Origin of the sequence: Paracoccus limosus, assembly GCF_009711185.1 — a bacterium.
Lineage (GTDB): Bacteria > Pseudomonadota > Alphaproteobacteria > Rhodobacterales > Rhodobacteraceae > Paracoccus > Paracoccus limosus.
The window spans coordinates 41,536-56,258 of record NZ_WMIF01000003.1 but is presented as its reverse complement, the minus strand read 5'-3'; the positions used below and the strand labels follow the sequence as shown (position 1 = coordinate 56,258).

Sequence of the window (14,723 nt, the reverse complement as noted above, 5' to 3'; positions counted from 1 at the left end):
CAGTCTGGCGGCGACAGGCGAGGGGCGCAATGCATCACGACGTGATCGAGCTGCGAAAATTCTATTACACGCGGGCGCTGGGCCGCGTGGTCCAGCGCGTGCTGCGCGACCGGCTGATCGACCTCTGGCCGCCCGAACAATCCGCCGGCATGACCGTGGCGGGTTACGGCTTTGCCGCGCCGTTGCTGCGGCCATGGCTGGGGCGCGCACGCCGGGTCAGCACGCTGATGCCGGGGCCGCAGGGGGTGATGGCATGGCCGGTCGGCATGGCCAATTGCTCGGTTCTGGTCGAGGAGGGGGCATGGCCGCTGGACACCGGCAGCGTCGATCGTCTGGTGCTGCTGCATGCGCTGGAGACCGCCGACCACCCCCATGCCGTGCTGTCCGAGGCTTGGCGGGTGCTGGGCCCGGGCGGGCGGATGCTGGTCATGGCGCCGAACCGCGCCGGGCTTTGGGCGCGCTCGGACAAGACGCCCTTTGGCTTTGGCCGCAGCTATACCGCCGGCCAGCTGGAAACGCAGGCCCGGGACGCCGGATTCGTGGCCGAGCGCAGCGGCGCGGCGCTGTATATCCCGCCCTCGGACCGGCGATTCTGGCTCAAGAGCGCCCAGATGTGGGAACGCACCGGCTCGCGCATCAGTCAGGTGCTGGTGGCGGGCGTGGTGCTGACCGAGTTCAGCAAGCAGATGCAGGCGCCCGTTGGGCGGCTGCGCAGCGTCGGCCTGCCCAGCCCGCTTGGCGTGCTGGAGGGCATGGCCCGGCCCCGGCCCGCCGGTCGCGGGAATACGGCGCGGCAGGGTGGACCCGGCCCGGCGGCGATGGGGCTGCGGGCGAATCTGTGGCGCGGCTGAGGCGGAATCCGATCCCCCGCGCCGGCGATCCCCAGCCGGCGATCCTGTCGTTAGCGCAACCGTCCGCCGGACGAGCTGCAAACCCTTGCCGGACTGCGATACTTACGGCGTAAACGCTCGCTTTTCCGTGTTCAATGCGGTTGCGGCACAGCAAATCACCTGCTAGAGACACCGCAGATTTTCGGGGTATTCCGGCCGGGCTTGGCTGGCGGCCCCTTGACCCGCGCTCCGCGACAGACCGCCCCCGAACGGACGGCCCGCCAGCGGAGCTTGCGCAAACCGGAAGGATGACCGTGGCCAATTCCGCTTCGATTTCCGCTGATATCGCCGGGCGTTATGCACAGGCTCTTTTCGAACTGGTGAAGGATTCGGGCGGCATCGATGCCCTGTCCACGCAAGTCGACGAGCTGGCCTCGGCCTATGACGACAGTGCGGATCTGCGTGATCTGACCGTTTCGCCGCTTTACGACCGCAATGCGCAGGAAGCCGCCATCACGGCGCTCGCCTCGCGCATGGGGCTGTCGGCCGAGCTGGCCAATACGCTGCGGCTTCTGGCGCGCAACCGCCGCCTGTTCACCCTGCCGCAATTCGTGGCCCGGCTGCGCGGCCTGATCGCCGACGCCAGGGGCGAGGTCACGGCCGATGTGACCAGCGCGCAGGCGCTGACCCAGGAACAGCAAGCGCGTCTGGTCAGCACGCTGAACGCCAAGACCGGCAAGACCGTGAAACTGAACGCGCGCGTCGATGAAAACCTCATCGGCGGCATGATCGTCAAACTGGGCTCGCAGATGATCGACAGCTCGATCCGCTCGAAGCTCGCCTCCCTCCAGAATGCTATGAAAGAGGTCGGATAATGGGAATCCAGGCTGCCGAAATCTCGGCCATCCTTAAGGATCAGATCAAGAATTTCGGTCAGGACGCCGAGGTGGCCGAGGTCGGGCAAGTGCTGTCCGTCGGTGACGGCATCGCCCGCGTCTATGGTCTGGACAAGGTTCAGGCCGGCGAGATGGTCGAATTCCCGGGTGGCATCCGCGGCATGGTGCTGAACCTCGAAACCGACAACGTCGGTATCGTGATCTTCGGCGACGACCGTTCGATCAAGGAAGGCGACACCGTCAAGCGCACCGGCGCCATCGTGGAAGTCCCCGCCGGCAAGGGCCTTCTGGGCCGCGTTGTCGACGCGTTGGGCAACCCGATCGACGGCAAGGGCCCGCTGGTCGACGTGCAGATGCGCGTGGCCGACGTCAAAGCCCCCGGCATCATGCCGCGCCAGTCGGTGCACGAGCCGATGGCCACCGGCCTGAAATCGGTCGACGCCATGATCCCGGTTGGCCGTGGCCAGCGCGAGCTGATCATCGGTGACCGTCAGACTGGCAAGACCGCGATCGCTCTGGACACCATCCTGAACCAGCAGAACTACAACGGCCGCGAAGCCGACGGCATGAAGACGCTGCACTGCATCTACGTCGCCGTGGGTCAGAAACGTTCGACCGTTGCCCAGCTGGTGAAGAAGCTGGAAGAGACCGGCGCGATGGCCTACACGACCGTCGTGGCCGCGACCGCCTCGGACCCGGCGCCGATGCAATACCTGGCGCCCTATTCGGCGACCGCCATGGGCGAATACTTCCGCGACAACGGCATGGACGCGCTGATCATCTATGATGACCTGTCCAAACAAGCCGTTGCCTATCGTCAGATGTCGCTCTTGCTGCGCCGTCCGCCGGGGCGTGAAGCCTATCCGGGCGACGTGTTCTATCTGCACTCGCGCCTGCTGGAGCGTTCGGCCAAGCTGAACGAAGCCAATGGCTCGGGCTCGCTGACCGCGCTGCCGATCATCGAAACCCAGGCGGGCGACGTGTCGGCCTATATCCCGACCAACGTGATCTCGATCACCGACGGCCAGATCTTCCTGGAAACGGAACTGTTCTTCCAGGGCATCCGCCCGGCCGTGAACACCGGTCTGTCGGTGTCGCGCGTCGGTTCGGCCGCCCAGACCAAGGCGATGAAATCCGTCGCCGGTCCGGTCAAGCTGGAACTGGCCCAGTATCGCGAAATGGCCGCCTTTGCGCAGTTCGGCTCGGACCTCGATGCCGCGACGCAAAAGCTTCTGAACCGCGGTGCGCGCCTGACCGAGCTGATGAAGCAGCCGCAGTACTCGCCGCTGACCACCGCCGAGATCGTGATCGTAATCTATGCAGGCACCAAGGGCTATCTGGACAACGTTCCCGTCAAGGACGTGACCAAATGGGAACAGGGCCTGATCCAGTATCTGCGCAACCAGAAAGCCGATCTGCTTGAGGACATGACCAAGAACGACCGCAAGATCGCGGGCGATCTTGAAAATGCGATCAAGGCAGCGCTGGACGGCTACGCCAAGACCTACGCCTGAGGGGGGTAACAGATGCCCAGCCTCAAGGACCTCAAGAACCGGATCGGCAGCGTCAAGAACACGCGCAAGATCACCAAGGCGATGCAGATGGTCTCTGCCGCGAAACTGCGCCGTGCGCAGGAAGCGGCCGAGGCTGCGCGTCCCTATGCCGATCGCATGGCCGCCGTCATGGCCGGGCTGACCGCTTCTGCGGCCGGCTCGTCCTCGGCGCCGCGCCTGCTGGCCGGCACGGGCGAAGATCGTCGCCACCTTCTGGTGGTGATGACCTCCGAGCGTGGTCTGGCCGGGGGCTTCAACTCGTCGATCGTCAAGCTGGCCCGCCAGCGCATGGCCGAACTGCAAGCCCAGGGCAAGCAGGTCGAACTGCTGACCGTCGGCAAGAAGGGCCGCGAGCAGCTCAAGCGCGAATATGGCAACCTGTTCGTGCATCACTTCGACATGAGCGAAGTGAAGCGCATCGGCTATGAGAACGCGCGCGAAATCGCGGACGAGATCCTGAACCGGTTCGAAGCCGGCCAGTTCGACGTCGCGACGCTGTTCTACAACCGCTTCGAATCCGTCATCAGCCAGATCCCGACGGCCCGTCAGGTCATCCCCGCCGTGGTCGAAGAGGGGGCTGCGCCTGCGGCCTCGTCGCTCTACGACTATGAGCCGGATGAGCATGCGATCCTGAACGACCTGCTGCCGCGTTCGGTGGCTACGCAGGTCTTTGCGGCGCTTCTGGAAAACGCGGCCTCCGAGCAGGGCGCGCGGATGAGCGCCATGGACAACGCGACGCGCAACGCCGGCGACATGATCGACCGCCTGACCACCGAGTACAACCGCTCGCGTCAGGCTGCGATCACCAAGGAACTGATTGAAATCATCTCGGGCGCAGAGGCGCTCTGACACGTAGGGGTTAAACACATGGCAGAGGCCAAAGGAAAAATCACGCAGGTGATCGGCGCCGTGGTGGACGTGCAGTTCGAGGGCCAGCTTCCCGCGATTCTGAACGCTCTGGAAACCGAGAACAACGGCAAGCGTCTGGTTCTGGAAGTTGCCCAGCACCTGGGCGAGAACACCGTCCGCACCATCGCCATGGACGCGACCGAAGGTCTGGTCCGTGGCCTGCCGGTCACCGACCTGGGCGAGCCGATCACCGTTCCGGTGGGCGACGTGACGCTGGGCCGCATCCTGAACGTCGTCGGCGAGCCCGTCGATGAAGGGACGCCGCTGAACGTCACCGAGAAACGCGCCATCCACCAACCGGCCCCGGACTTCGCCTCGCAGGCGACCGCGTCGGAAATCCTGGTCACCGGCATCAAGGTCATCGACCTGCTGGCGCCTTACTCCAAAGGCGGCAAGATCGGCCTGTTCGGCGGCGCCGGCGTGGGCAAGACCGTTCTGATCATGGAACTGATCAACAATATCGCGAAAGTGCACTCGGGTTACTCGGTGTTCGCGGGCGTTGGCGAACGGACCCGTGAAGGCAACGACCTGTACCACGAGATGGTGGAATCGGGCGTCATCAAGCCGGACGATCTGTCGAAATCGCAGGTGGCCCTGGTTTACGGCCAGATGAACGAGCCTCCGGGAGCCCGGATGCGCGTCGCGCTGACCGGCCTGACCATCGCCGAGCAGTTCCGCGATGCGACCGGCACCGACGTTCTGTTCTTTGTCGACAACATCTTCCGCTTTACCCAAGCCGGTTCGGAAGTGTCGGCACTGCTGGGCCGTATCCCGTCCGCCGTGGGTTACCAGCCGACGCTGGCCACCGACATGGGCGCGATGCAGGAACGCATCACCTCGACCAAGAACGGCTCGATCACCTCGATCCAGGCCGTTTACGTTCCGGCCGACGACCTTACCGACCCGGCACCGGCAACCACCTTTGCCCACCTTGACGCCACGACCGTTCTGTCGCGCGCCATCTCGGAGCTGGGGATCTATCCGGCGGTTGACCCGCTCGACTCGAACTCGCGGATCCTCGATCCGGCCGTGGTCGGCGAAGATCACTACAACACCGCCCGTTCGGTTCAGGGTATCCTGCAGAAATACAAGTCGCTGCAGGACATCATCGCCATCCTTGGCATGGACGAGCTGTCGGAAGAAGACAAGCTGACCGTGGCCCGCGCACGCAAGATCCAGCGCTTCCTGTCGCAGCCTTTCGACGTGGCGAAGGTGTTTACCGGTTCGGACGGCGTTCAGGTTCCGCTGGAAGACACGATCAAGTCGTTCAAAGCCGTTGTGAACGGTGAGTACGACCACCTGCCGGAAGCGGCCTTCTACATGGTCGGCGGCATCGAAGACGTGAAAGCCAAGGCGCAGCGCCTTGCCGCTGACGCGGCGTAAGGGGGCGATATGGCCGACACGATGCAGTTCGACCTGGTGTCGCCGGAACGGAACCTTGTGTCCGTCCCGGTGCGCGAGGTGCGCCTGCCCGGCGCCGATGGCGACCTGACCGCGATGCCCGGCCATGCGCCGGCCATCGTCAACCTGCGCCCCGGTCTGGTGACCGTGGTTGCGGCGGACGGGTCCGAGACGGAATTCGCGGTGACCGGCGGCTTCGCCGAGATCAACAACGATTCCGTCAGCCTGCTGGCAGAACGCGGGCACCCGCGCGCCGAGATGACGCAAGACATCTTCAACGACATGATGGCTCAGGCCCAGCGTCGGGTGAAGCAGGTGCAGGAACGCTCGACCGGCGAGGATATCGTCGCAGCAGCCGTCAAGCTGCTGGCCGATATGGAGGCCATGGGCACCCATATCGGGCTGGATCCGAACCAGTCGAATTTCCCGCATTGAGGCGTTAACCCTGCCGAGTGAAAAACGAAGCCCCGGTTCCCCCGGGGCTTTATCATTGGTGCCAGGGACAGGGCCCAGCCATCAGGGAGAGACCATCTGCGACGGTTTGATCATTTCGCGGTCGGCGTGGCCCATGGGGCGGTGGTGCTGTTTTCGGCCTTTGAGGATGGCGGCCAGATGTGGACCGGCCTGGGCCAGCGGGTCGAGCGTCACAAGGTCCGCTTTGACGAGCCCTTTGTCGAGCCGCCGGTGGTGCATCTGTCGCTGACGATGTGGGACGTGGCCCATGACGCCAACCAGCGTCTGGACGTGCAGCCCGCCGAGATCACCACGACCGGCTTTGTGATCGAGTTCCGCACATGGGAGGACACCCGCGTCGCTCGTGTCCGCGCCAGCTGGATGGCGATCGGCCCGGTGCGGCATCTGGATGATTTCGACGCGGATTGAGCGCCCCGGCTAGGCGCGCTCCAGATTCAGCCGGATCAGCTCGGCCACCTGCCGGGGATGGGTGATCGGCAGCATATGCGCGGCACCCGGCAAGGTGGCGCGGCCGACATCGGGCAGGCGCGCGGCCAGCGCATCGGCGATGGCGGGAATCACCGGCGGGGATTGCGCGCCCATGACCAGCAGCACCGGCGCGTCGATGCTTTCCAGCCCGCCCGGACGCAGGATCTGGCCACTGTCATGGACCAGCGCATCATTGCCCGCCGTCACCAGATCGATTTGCTGCATCAGCCGGCTGCGGCCTGCCGGGGTCTGCTGTTCCCAGTCGATGCCGCCCCATGCGGCCAGAAAGCGGCGGGTGGCCTCTTCGCGCGCGTCCGATTGCACCAGCTTGCGCAGCTCGTCCAGCCGGGCCACATCCTCGGCCTCGGGGGCGGCGGCGAACAGCACCGGCTCGATCAGGGTCAGGCTGCGCACGGCCTCGGGCGCGGCAACGGCGATGCGCAGGGCCACGGTGGCGCCCATGCTGTGCCCGATCAGGTCCAGCGGCCGGGTGATCAGCGGCGCCACCGCCCGCGTGACATGGGTGTGGTAATCGGGCGGCGCGCCGGCCCAAGCCGGGCTTTGACCATGGCCGGGCAGGTCGGGGGCGCTGATTTGCACCAGATCCGCCAGATCCGAGGCGATGGGCCCCCAATAGCTGGCATTGCCCATCATGCAATGCAGCGCCAGCGCCGGGCGATCGCCGGCGCCGGGCCATTGCCGCAGGTTCAGCCCGCTCACAGGCTGGCCAGATGGCGGTCCAGGAAATCCAGCCGGTCCTGTCCCCAGAACCGTTGCCCGGTCTCGCGCACGATATAGAAGGGCGCGCCGAAGACCCCATCGGCCACCGCCTGCTCCAGATTGCGGCCATAGGTCTCGGCGCCGATGAACAGACCGGAATCGGCCAGCGCCGGGTCAAAGCCGTTTGCCGCCAGCGCCTCGCGGATCACCACGTCATCGGCGATGTTGCGATCCTCGGCCCAGACCGCGCGCAGGAATGCCTGCACCAGCCCGCCCAGATCGCCCCCCGCCGCCGCCTGCGCGGCGATGATTGCATAGGACGAGGGCGCGGTGTTCACCGGAAAGAAGGCGGGCCTCATCTGCAGCGGCATCCCCAGATACTCCGACCAGCGCGCCAGTTCCTGATCGCGATAGGCCAGCCGGTTGGGATGGCGGTTGGCCGGGCGGACGCCGCCGGTGCGGTCGAAAAGCTGCCAGGCGTCGATGGGCTTGTAGGTGATTGTGGCGCCGTGCTTTTCGGCGATCCGTTCCAGACGATCGCCGGCCATGTAGCAATAGGGGCTCTGCGTGCTGAGGTAATAGTCGATATGCGCCATGAGACGGCCTCCGGGGGTTTGCGGGCAGGCTAGCCCGGTGCTAAGCGGGGTGCAATCACACGAATCCACGGAGCCAGCCATGCCGGCCATGACCGAACCCAAGCTGATCGCGGGCAACGCCAACCGGCCTTTGGCCAATGCGATCGCCCGCCGCATGTCCATGCATCGCGGCATGAATGTCGCGCCCGTCGATGCCCGCGTCGAACGCTTCAACGACCAGGAGATCTTTGTCGAGGTCTACGAGAACGTGCGCGGCGAGGACATGTATATCATCCAGCCGACGTCGAACCCGGCCAATGACAACCTGATGGAACTGCTGATCATGACCGACGCGCTGAAGCGTTCGTCGGCCAATCGCATCACCGCCGTTATCCCCTATTTCGGCTATGCCCGGCAGGACCGCCGCGCCAAGGCCCGCACGCCGATCAGCGCCAAGCTGGTCGCCAATCTGCTGACCGAGGCGGGCGTGGACCGCGTGCTGACGCTGGACCTGCATGCCGCGCAGATTCAGGGCTTTTTCGACATTCCGGTGGACAACCTTTATGCGGCGCCGGTCTTTGCGCTGGACATCAAGCACCACTTCCGCGACCGCCTGTCCGACATAATGGTGATTTCGCCCGACGTGGGCGGTGTGGCCCGCGCGCGTGAGCTGGCGCAGCGCATCGGCGCGCCGCTGGCCATCGTCGACAAGCGCCGCGAAAAACCGGGCGAGATCGCCGAGATGACCGTGATCGGCGATGTCGCCGGCAAGACCTGCATTATCGTCGATGACATCTGCGACACCGCCGGGACACTGTGCAAGGCCGCCGAGGTGCTGATGGAGCACGGCGCCGTCGAGGTCCATGCCTATATCACCCATGGCGTGCTGTCGGGCCCTGCGGTCGAGCGCGTGGGCAAATCGGTGATGAAATCACTGGTGATCACGGATTCGATCGAGCCGACCGAGGCGGTCCGCTCGGCCGCCAATATCCGCATCGTGCCGACCGCGCCGATGTTTGCCCAAGCGATCCTGAACATCTGGAACGGCACCTCGGTCAGCTCGCTGTTCGAGGTCGATACGCTGGGCCCGATCTACGAAGGGCTCTACAGCACCATTTAAGACGCAAACGGGGGCTGTCCGGCAGCCCCCGTTCTTTTTTTCGGCCCCGCGCCGTTACAGGAAACGCGGGAACTCGATTTTCGGGCAGCGATCCTCGATCACGGTCAGGCCGCGCAGGCGGGCACGGGCCGAGGCTGCCGGATGGTGCTGGATCCCCAGCTGGATCCAGATCGTGCGCAGATTCGGAATGCTGGCGATGGCCTCATCGACGATTTCGGGCACCGCCTCGCCGCGCCGAAAGATATCGACCATGTCGACGGCGATTTCGGCTGGAATCGAGGCGAGGTCAGCAAAGACCTCCTCATCCAGAATCTGGCTGCCTGCGTGGCGGGGATTGACCGGAACCACCCGATATCCCTGCGATTTCAGATAACGGGCCACGCCCCATGCCGGGCGCAGCTCGTTTGGCGACAGACCCACGATGGCGATGCAGCGCGTTTCGTGGGCGATTCGTGCGATGTCGTCATCGATCGGCGAATGGCCGATGTCACGCAAGACAGCGAAACTCATGGATGATCCTCCCCAAGATCTCAATCTAAAGTGGCATATAAAAAGCGCCCGGTCCAGTTCTACTGGCCGGGCGCAAGTCGCGGAACGAGGGACAGTGATCTGAACAAGAGCGTTCCGTGCTCATGTTCGAATTATAAATGGGAGATGTGGCCAAAAAGTTCCACAAAATTCACGAAGACGTGAATTTCATGGGTGCATTTTCGCCCAGACGGTCTTGGCACGGGCAAGGATCTGCTGCGGATCGGCCATAAGCCGCTGACGCGCGCTTTCCGAGCGCAGCAGGTAGGTGCGCTGGTCGATGACCGCGAAATAGCGCGGATTTCCCGGCTCAGAGCGGCCTTCGGACAGGGCCACGACGCAAAGCCCGCCAAGCGCCGGGGCAAAGACCTTGGGGTTGGCCTCGAAATCGGCGCGATTTTCCTCGCTGGCGAAATGCCAGGCCTTGCCGCGCCACATGGTCACCAGATCGGGCCGGCCGGGCACGGCGGCGCCTTCGCGGCTGTAGCCCACCGGGTCGATGCCATCCAGCGCCCAATCCTGTGCCAGCGCCGCATGGGCGGGCAGGAGCAGGGCAAACAGCAGGGCGGCAGGGCGAATCATCGGCGAGGGGTTATTTGCTGAGGGTTGTTCAGCATCTGGCAAATCACCCCGCGAATCGCAACCGAGCCGGGACTTTTCTACCCGCGTTGTGATCTTTGTGCTCAGCCGCGTGAGGCGGCGTAAAGCGCCACCGCCGCCGCGTTCGACACGTTCAGCGATCCGAAATCGGCGGCAAAGGGGATGCGCAGGATATGGTCGCAGGTCTCGCGCGTGCGGTCGCGCAGGCCCGGCCCCTCGGCGCCCAGCACCAGACAGATGGCCCGGCCCGGCAGCGCCGCCAGCCGGTCGGGCAGAAGCTCGTCGCCGGTGCCGTCAAGGCCGATGATGATATAGCCCATCTCGCGCAGCTCGATTAGCGTATCGGCAAGATTGCCGACCCGCAGATACGGCTGGCGTTCCAGCGCGCCCGAGGCGGTCTTGGCCAGAGCGCCGGTTTCGGGGGCGGAATGACGCGATGGCGCGATCACCGCCCGCGCCCCGAACACCTCGGCCGAGCGCAGGATGGCGCCGACGTTATGCGGGTCGGTGACGCGGTCCAGCGCCACCAGCAGCGGCCGCCCGGGGCCAGAAAGCGCCAGATCGGCGAGCTTGCCCCATTTCAGCGGCTTGACCTCCAGCGCGGCGCCCTGATGGACGCTTTCGGGGGGCAGCGGCACCACCTTGTCAAAGCTGCGCGCATCGGTGATCTCGGGTTCGATGCCTTGGGGCAGGGGGCCGAGCCGGTCGATCGCATTCTGCGTGACCACCAGCCGCAGCTTGTCGCGCGCGGGGTTGGTCAAGGCATCGCGCACCGCATGCAGGCCGAACAGCCAGACGGTTTCCGCCGCCGCGGCCCGGCGCGCGCGTTCCTTGTCGATGACCCAGGTCGGCTTCTTGGATTTCTGCGGTTTCTCGGTCATGGCGCACCTTTGCTTTGCCCCGGGTTGCGCAGAAAACGCACCAGATTGCAAGATTTGCCTTGTCCGGCGTGCGGAGGCAGCGGCGCGTATTTTTGCCGTGATTGCCGCTTGACGCCCCTGCCGGCTGCGGTTAATCACCGCGCACGCCGAATGCGTCGGCGGGCGACGAGCTGCAAGGTGCGGCAGCGGACTGTAACTCCGCCGGGGAGACCCATGCCTGGTTCGATTCCAGGGTCGCCCACCATTCTTCCAGAAAAGTGAAGAAAATCAACGATCAGGTGCCCCGCATCTGATCGACAGCGCCTTATGCAAATCAATGGGTTATGACGCAGGTGTCCCGCAGTTTCGGGCAGCGCTACCTGCGAAAAAGAAAACCGCCGGAGACCCTCTGAACTGGCCCTCGTTTCGACCGGCCCCCCAGGCCTGAACATGGAGGCTTATGCTTATGCCTGAGCACATGCTTATGGCTCACGTAGAAATCATCACCGATGGCGGCCGTCGTTGGGGCTGGAGCGCGGCGGAGAAGCTGCGGATCGTCGAGGAGACGCTGGAGGATCATGCCAGCATCTCGATCATGGCGTGGCGCCGAACCTATTTTATCGTTGGCAGCGTCTGATGCTCGTAGGGGGAAGCATCGTCGTGACTGAGGATGACGATGTCACCAACCGTGCCGTGCGCGAGATGGAAAGCCGCATCCACGAGCTGGAACGCCAGTTGGGGCGCAAGACCATGGAAGCGGAGATCCTGCGAGAGGCGCTGGACAAGTCACGGATAAAAAAAACCGGCCTTGCTCGTGCGGTCGCCGCAGAAGGGCGATTTCCAGTGAAGGCGGTGGCAAAGACGCTGGGCGTGGCGCAATCGAACTTGGTCGATCCGCCTGCAAGGCAGGACCCGGCTGCGGCGGGCTATCACAAGGCCGAGGATGCCGATCTGATGCCGCAGATCATGGCCCTGGTCGCCGCGCGGCCGGCCTATGGCTATCGCCGTATCACCGCGATCCTGAACCGGCAGCTGCGCTCGAACGGTGCCGCTCCGGTGAACCACAAGCGGACCTACCGGATCATGAAGTCCCATAACCTGCTGCTTGCGCGCAAATATTCCGAGCGGCCCGAGCATGTCCACGATGGCAAGGTGATCGTGATGGGCTCGAACCTGCGCTTTTCGGACGGGTTCGAGTTCACCTGCTGGAACGGAGATGTAATCCGCGGGGCCTTCCTCATCGATGCCCATGACTGCGAGATCCAATCGTCGGGAAAAACGATCCCCCGGATCGTTTTCTGACCCTCCTCATACTTGGCAGCCGCGGTGAATGTCGGGATCAGCGGTTCCGACATCCGCGACCTGCCGCTCGAGGTCGTCGAGCGGCGGTTCTCAGCCCTGCGCGCCCCAGCGGTCATCAAGGTTCCCACCGACAACGGCTCGCCTTACATCGCCAAGGACACGCAGATCTTCGCGCGGCAGCTCGGCCTGAAGCCCTGCTTGACACCCATGCGCAGTCCGCAAAGCAATGGCATGTCCGAGGCTTTCATCAACGCGACGACGTTCAGGTCACACCGTTGCTGGATGCCCCTTGAGCTGCTGCCGGTTTCGTGGACAGCTGGTTAAGCTAGCATAGCGCGAGCTTCGAACTCCATTGGGCCGAGGTAGCCCAGTTTCGAGTGCCTCCTGCGCGGGTTGTAGAAGCGCTCGATATAATCGAAGACATCGGTCCGCGCTTCATTGCGAGTTCGATAAACCTTGGTGGCTGTTCGTTCGGTCTTCAGCGTTGAGAAGAAGCTCTCCATCGCGGAATTATCCCAGACGTTACCCGCGCGGCTCATCGAGCAGGTGATCCCATTGTCGGCCAGAATCCATTGAAACTGCTAGCTTGTATATTGCGATCCTTGGTCCGAGTGATGCAGCAGAGCATCGGCCTTCCCGCGCCGCCAGACCGTCATCATCAGCGCGTCCATGACCAGTGAGGCATCCCGGTCAGCCTTCATGGACCAGCCCACGGCGCGCCGGGAAAAGAGATCCAGCACGACTGCGACATAGAGCCAGCCTTCTGCGGTCCAGATGTAGTGAAATCGGCCAGCCACTTGTGGTTCGGCCGGTCCGCCTCGAAATCCCGGTCCAGGATGTTGTCGGCGATCACCGACCGTTCGCTGTCATCCTGCGGCTTGCCGCGGCGCCTGGGTCGCGCCCGCAAGGCATTGATCCGCATCAGCCGTTCGATCCGGTGAAGCCCACAGGTAAGCCCGTCCTCAAGAACATCCCGCCAGACACGACGTGCGCCATAGGTCCGGTCACTCGCCTTGAAGCTCGTCTCGATCGCTGCGACGAGCTTCGCGTCATGGATCTCGCGGGTGCTGGTCGGGCGGCTGAACCACGCATGAAAGCCGGACCGCGAAACCTCAAGAACCTCGCAGAGCCAGCTGACCGGCCAGATGTGGCGGCGTTTGGCAATGAAGGCGAACCTGATATCATCTCGCGCGCGAAAAAAGCCGCCGCTCTCTTCAGGATGTCACGCTCCGCCCGAAGCCGGGCGACCTCTTTCTACAGAGCCAAAATCTCGGCCAGATCGGACCGCATCTGCCCGTTTCCAGGAAACGCTACCGCCGGCGTGGCTGTCAGTTCCCGCATCCAGCGGTGCAGCACGCTCTCCGCAACGTCAAGGTCGCGGGCCGCCCGCGCCACGGCGACACCCCGATCCGTCACCAGCCTGACGGCCTCGATCTTGAACTCACGACTGAACTTCCGTCTCGTCATATCCACTCTCCAGTTCCTTGGTCACGATCTTATCTTCGTGCCCACAAAACCGGCAGCAACTCAAAGGGACGATGTCGCCTCCTGCGCCGAGGTGCGGATCGAAACACGCCTTGGCGCGCGGCAAGGGCGATCGCGACAAGGCGTCGCCTCCTGCGCGAAGGCGGGATCGAAACGCGGGAGCCATGACAGATGCTCGGTGCAGGTCTGAACCATAGCCCTAGGGGAAGGCAGTCGCAATAATCTCGGGAAAATCCACTGACTTGCCAAGGGACTTTTACCCTGCCCGCGACCCGCGCTTGGGGGCATTTGCCGCTAAAGGAAATGCGGCCGCGCAGCATCGATAGATCTCAGCCGTCCGCTCCGGGCCGGACGCGGTCAGCGAGGTGCTAGATAGTCCGCCGAAACGTAACCCGAAACGCCGGGCCTGTCGGCGAGCGTGACCCTGCACCAGACCTTGCCGCTATTCGTCACGCAGTTCTGACGGGTCAGGCGCGTTCCGTCAGGCAGGCCGATGATGATCTTGTAGTTGAGGCCAGGGCCTTCGCGCAGCTTCAGGAGCTCGTTCGGCCCGGCGCCCTTGACCACCGCACCGGAACCGATCGCGCAGCCGGCGGCGATGGTGAGGGCAAAAAGAGCAGCAGAATGAGTTCGCATCATGAGACCTGAATCGTTTTGCCATGAATACGACACCATCACGGCAAATAACAGCAGGCAGGCTCCAGACGCCGCCAAGACACCACACGGACGGGCTGTGACGGCTGGCACCACACATGCTCCGCCGGCCCGCACTTGGCATCGACCGGACTGGTCCTGTTGGCCTGAGGCGCGCTCCGCAAAGGAGCAGGGAAACGGCCGGTCTATTCGCGTAACCGCGAATTCCTCTGGTCTATATGGCCGAGGCTTTGCGGTTTGCCATGGAGCGACAGCGGCCAATATCTCCTGAAGCTGCCGAAAGGATCGAGGCTGCGTTGTGACACAGGCCGAACGATCCCTGATCAGTGTGGCTCGTCCGGCTTCGAG

14 protein-coding genes, 1 tRNA gene and 2 pseudogenes are annotated in these 14,723 nt (G+C 64.3%); 10 read left to right on the top strand and 7 right to left on the bottom strand.

What is annotated here, in order from left to right; all coding sequences use genetic code 11:
* Positions 1-29: 29 nt before the first annotated feature.
* The 7 genes from GL279_RS03220 (at position 30) to GL279_RS03190 (ending at position 6,471) form a co-directional block, all read left to right on the top strand.
* Positions 30-851 (top strand): class I SAM-dependent methyltransferase, encoded by an 822-nt coding sequence (locus tag GL279_RS03220; protein WP_155063169.1) that lies wholly within the window; start codon positions 30-32, stop codon positions 849-851.
* A 293-nt stretch (positions 852-1,144) separates the two neighbouring features.
* Complete coding sequence (locus GL279_RS03215) at positions 1,145-1,705, top strand: F0F1 ATP synthase subunit delta (RefSeq protein ID WP_343039693.1); 561 nt, start codon at positions 1,145-1,147, stop codon at positions 1,703-1,705.
* Positions 1,705-3,240 (top strand): F0F1 ATP synthase subunit alpha, encoded by a 1,536-nt coding sequence (gene atpA, locus GL279_RS03210; RefSeq protein WP_155063167.1) that lies wholly within the window; start codon positions 1,705-1,707, stop codon positions 3,238-3,240. The genes GL279_RS03215 and atpA overlap by 1 nt, the downstream gene beginning before the upstream one ends.
* A gap of 12 nt (positions 3,241-3,252) precedes the next feature.
* Positions 3,253-4,128, top strand: coding sequence for a F0F1 ATP synthase subunit gamma (locus GL279_RS03205; RefSeq protein ID WP_155063166.1), 876 nt, complete (start codon positions 3,253-3,255; stop codon positions 4,126-4,128).
* Between the two features lie 18 nt (positions 4,129-4,146).
* A complete protein-coding gene (gene atpD / locus GL279_RS03200; protein WP_155063165.1) occupies positions 4,147-5,571 on the top strand; it encodes a F0F1 ATP synthase subunit beta in 1,425 nt (474 codons plus the stop codon).
* 9 nt (positions 5,572-5,580) lie between these two features.
* Positions 5,581-6,024, top strand: a complete 444-nt coding sequence (locus tag GL279_RS03195; protein WP_155063164.1) for a F0F1 ATP synthase subunit epsilon — start codon at positions 5,581-5,583, stop codon at positions 6,022-6,024.
* Positions 6,025-6,150: 126 nt separating this feature from the next.
* Positions 6,151-6,471: an H-type lectin domain-containing protein gene (locus GL279_RS03190; protein WP_425495599.1), complete on the top strand. Its 321-nt coding sequence runs from the start codon at positions 6,151-6,153 to the stop codon at positions 6,469-6,471.
* 9 nt (positions 6,472-6,480) lie between these two features.
* On the opposite strand, the gene GL279_RS03185 is transcribed toward GL279_RS03190, so the two are convergent.
* A complete protein-coding gene (locus tag GL279_RS03185) occupies positions 6,481-7,251 on the bottom strand; it encodes an alpha/beta fold hydrolase (protein ID WP_343039692.1) in 771 nt (256 codons plus the stop codon).
* Complete coding sequence (locus tag GL279_RS03180; protein WP_155063163.1) at positions 7,248-7,847, bottom strand: 2-hydroxychromene-2-carboxylate isomerase; 600 nt, start codon at positions 7,845-7,847, stop codon at positions 7,248-7,250. Before GL279_RS03180 ends, GL279_RS03185 begins: the two co-directional genes overlap by 4 nt.
* 79 nt (positions 7,848-7,926) lie before the next feature.
* Between GL279_RS03180 and GL279_RS03175 the strand changes: the two genes are divergently transcribed.
* On the top strand, positions 7,927-8,946 hold the full coding sequence (locus GL279_RS03175; RefSeq protein WP_155063162.1) for a ribose-phosphate pyrophosphokinase: 1,020 nt from the start codon (positions 7,927-7,929) through the stop codon (positions 8,944-8,946).
* Positions 8,947-9,000: 54 nt separating this feature from the next.
* Here the strand turns inward: GL279_RS03175 and GL279_RS03170 are convergent, their stop codons facing one another.
* The 3 genes from GL279_RS03170 to rlmB all read right to left on the bottom strand — a co-directional run bounded on the left by GL279_RS03170 (position 9,001) and on the right by rlmB (position 10,955).
* Positions 9,001-9,456 carry a CoA-binding protein gene (locus GL279_RS03170; RefSeq protein ID WP_155063161.1) on the bottom strand — a complete coding sequence of 152 codons (456 nt, stop codon included), beginning with the start codon at positions 9,454-9,456 and terminating at the stop codon, positions 9,001-9,003.
* 186 nt (positions 9,457-9,642) lie between these two features.
* Entirely contained in the window at positions 9,643-10,056 is a 414-nt protein-coding gene (locus GL279_RS03165; protein ID WP_155063160.1) for a YHS domain-containing (seleno)protein, read from the bottom strand.
* Between the two features lie 101 nt (positions 10,057-10,157).
* Positions 10,158-10,955, bottom strand: a complete 798-nt coding sequence (gene rlmB, locus GL279_RS03160; RefSeq protein WP_155063159.1) for a 23S rRNA (guanosine(2251)-2'-O)-methyltransferase RlmB — start codon at positions 10,953-10,955, stop codon at positions 10,158-10,160.
* 160 nt (positions 10,956-11,115) lie between these two features.
* On the opposite strand from rlmB, the gene GL279_RS03155 reads away from it, so the two are divergent.
* Positions 11,116-11,199: transfer RNA gene (locus tag GL279_RS03155), tRNA-Tyr, on the top strand.
* A 201-nt stretch (positions 11,200-11,400) separates the two neighbouring features.
* Positions 11,401-12,485, top strand: a pseudogene (locus GL279_RS03150) (IS3 family transposase); the annotation flags it as partial.
* A gap of 71 nt (positions 12,486-12,556) precedes the next feature.
* Here GL279_RS03150 and GL279_RS03145 read toward each other — a convergent pair.
* Both GL279_RS03145 and GL279_RS03140 read right to left on the bottom strand, forming a co-directional pair.
* Positions 12,557-13,703 (bottom strand): annotated as a pseudogene (locus tag GL279_RS03145) (IS3 family transposase).
* 375 nt (positions 13,704-14,078) lie between these two features.
* Positions 14,079-14,357, bottom strand: a complete 279-nt coding sequence (locus tag GL279_RS03140) for an SH3 domain-containing protein (RefSeq protein WP_155063306.1) — start codon at positions 14,355-14,357, stop codon at positions 14,079-14,081.
* Positions 14,358-14,723 lie beyond the last annotated feature (366 nt).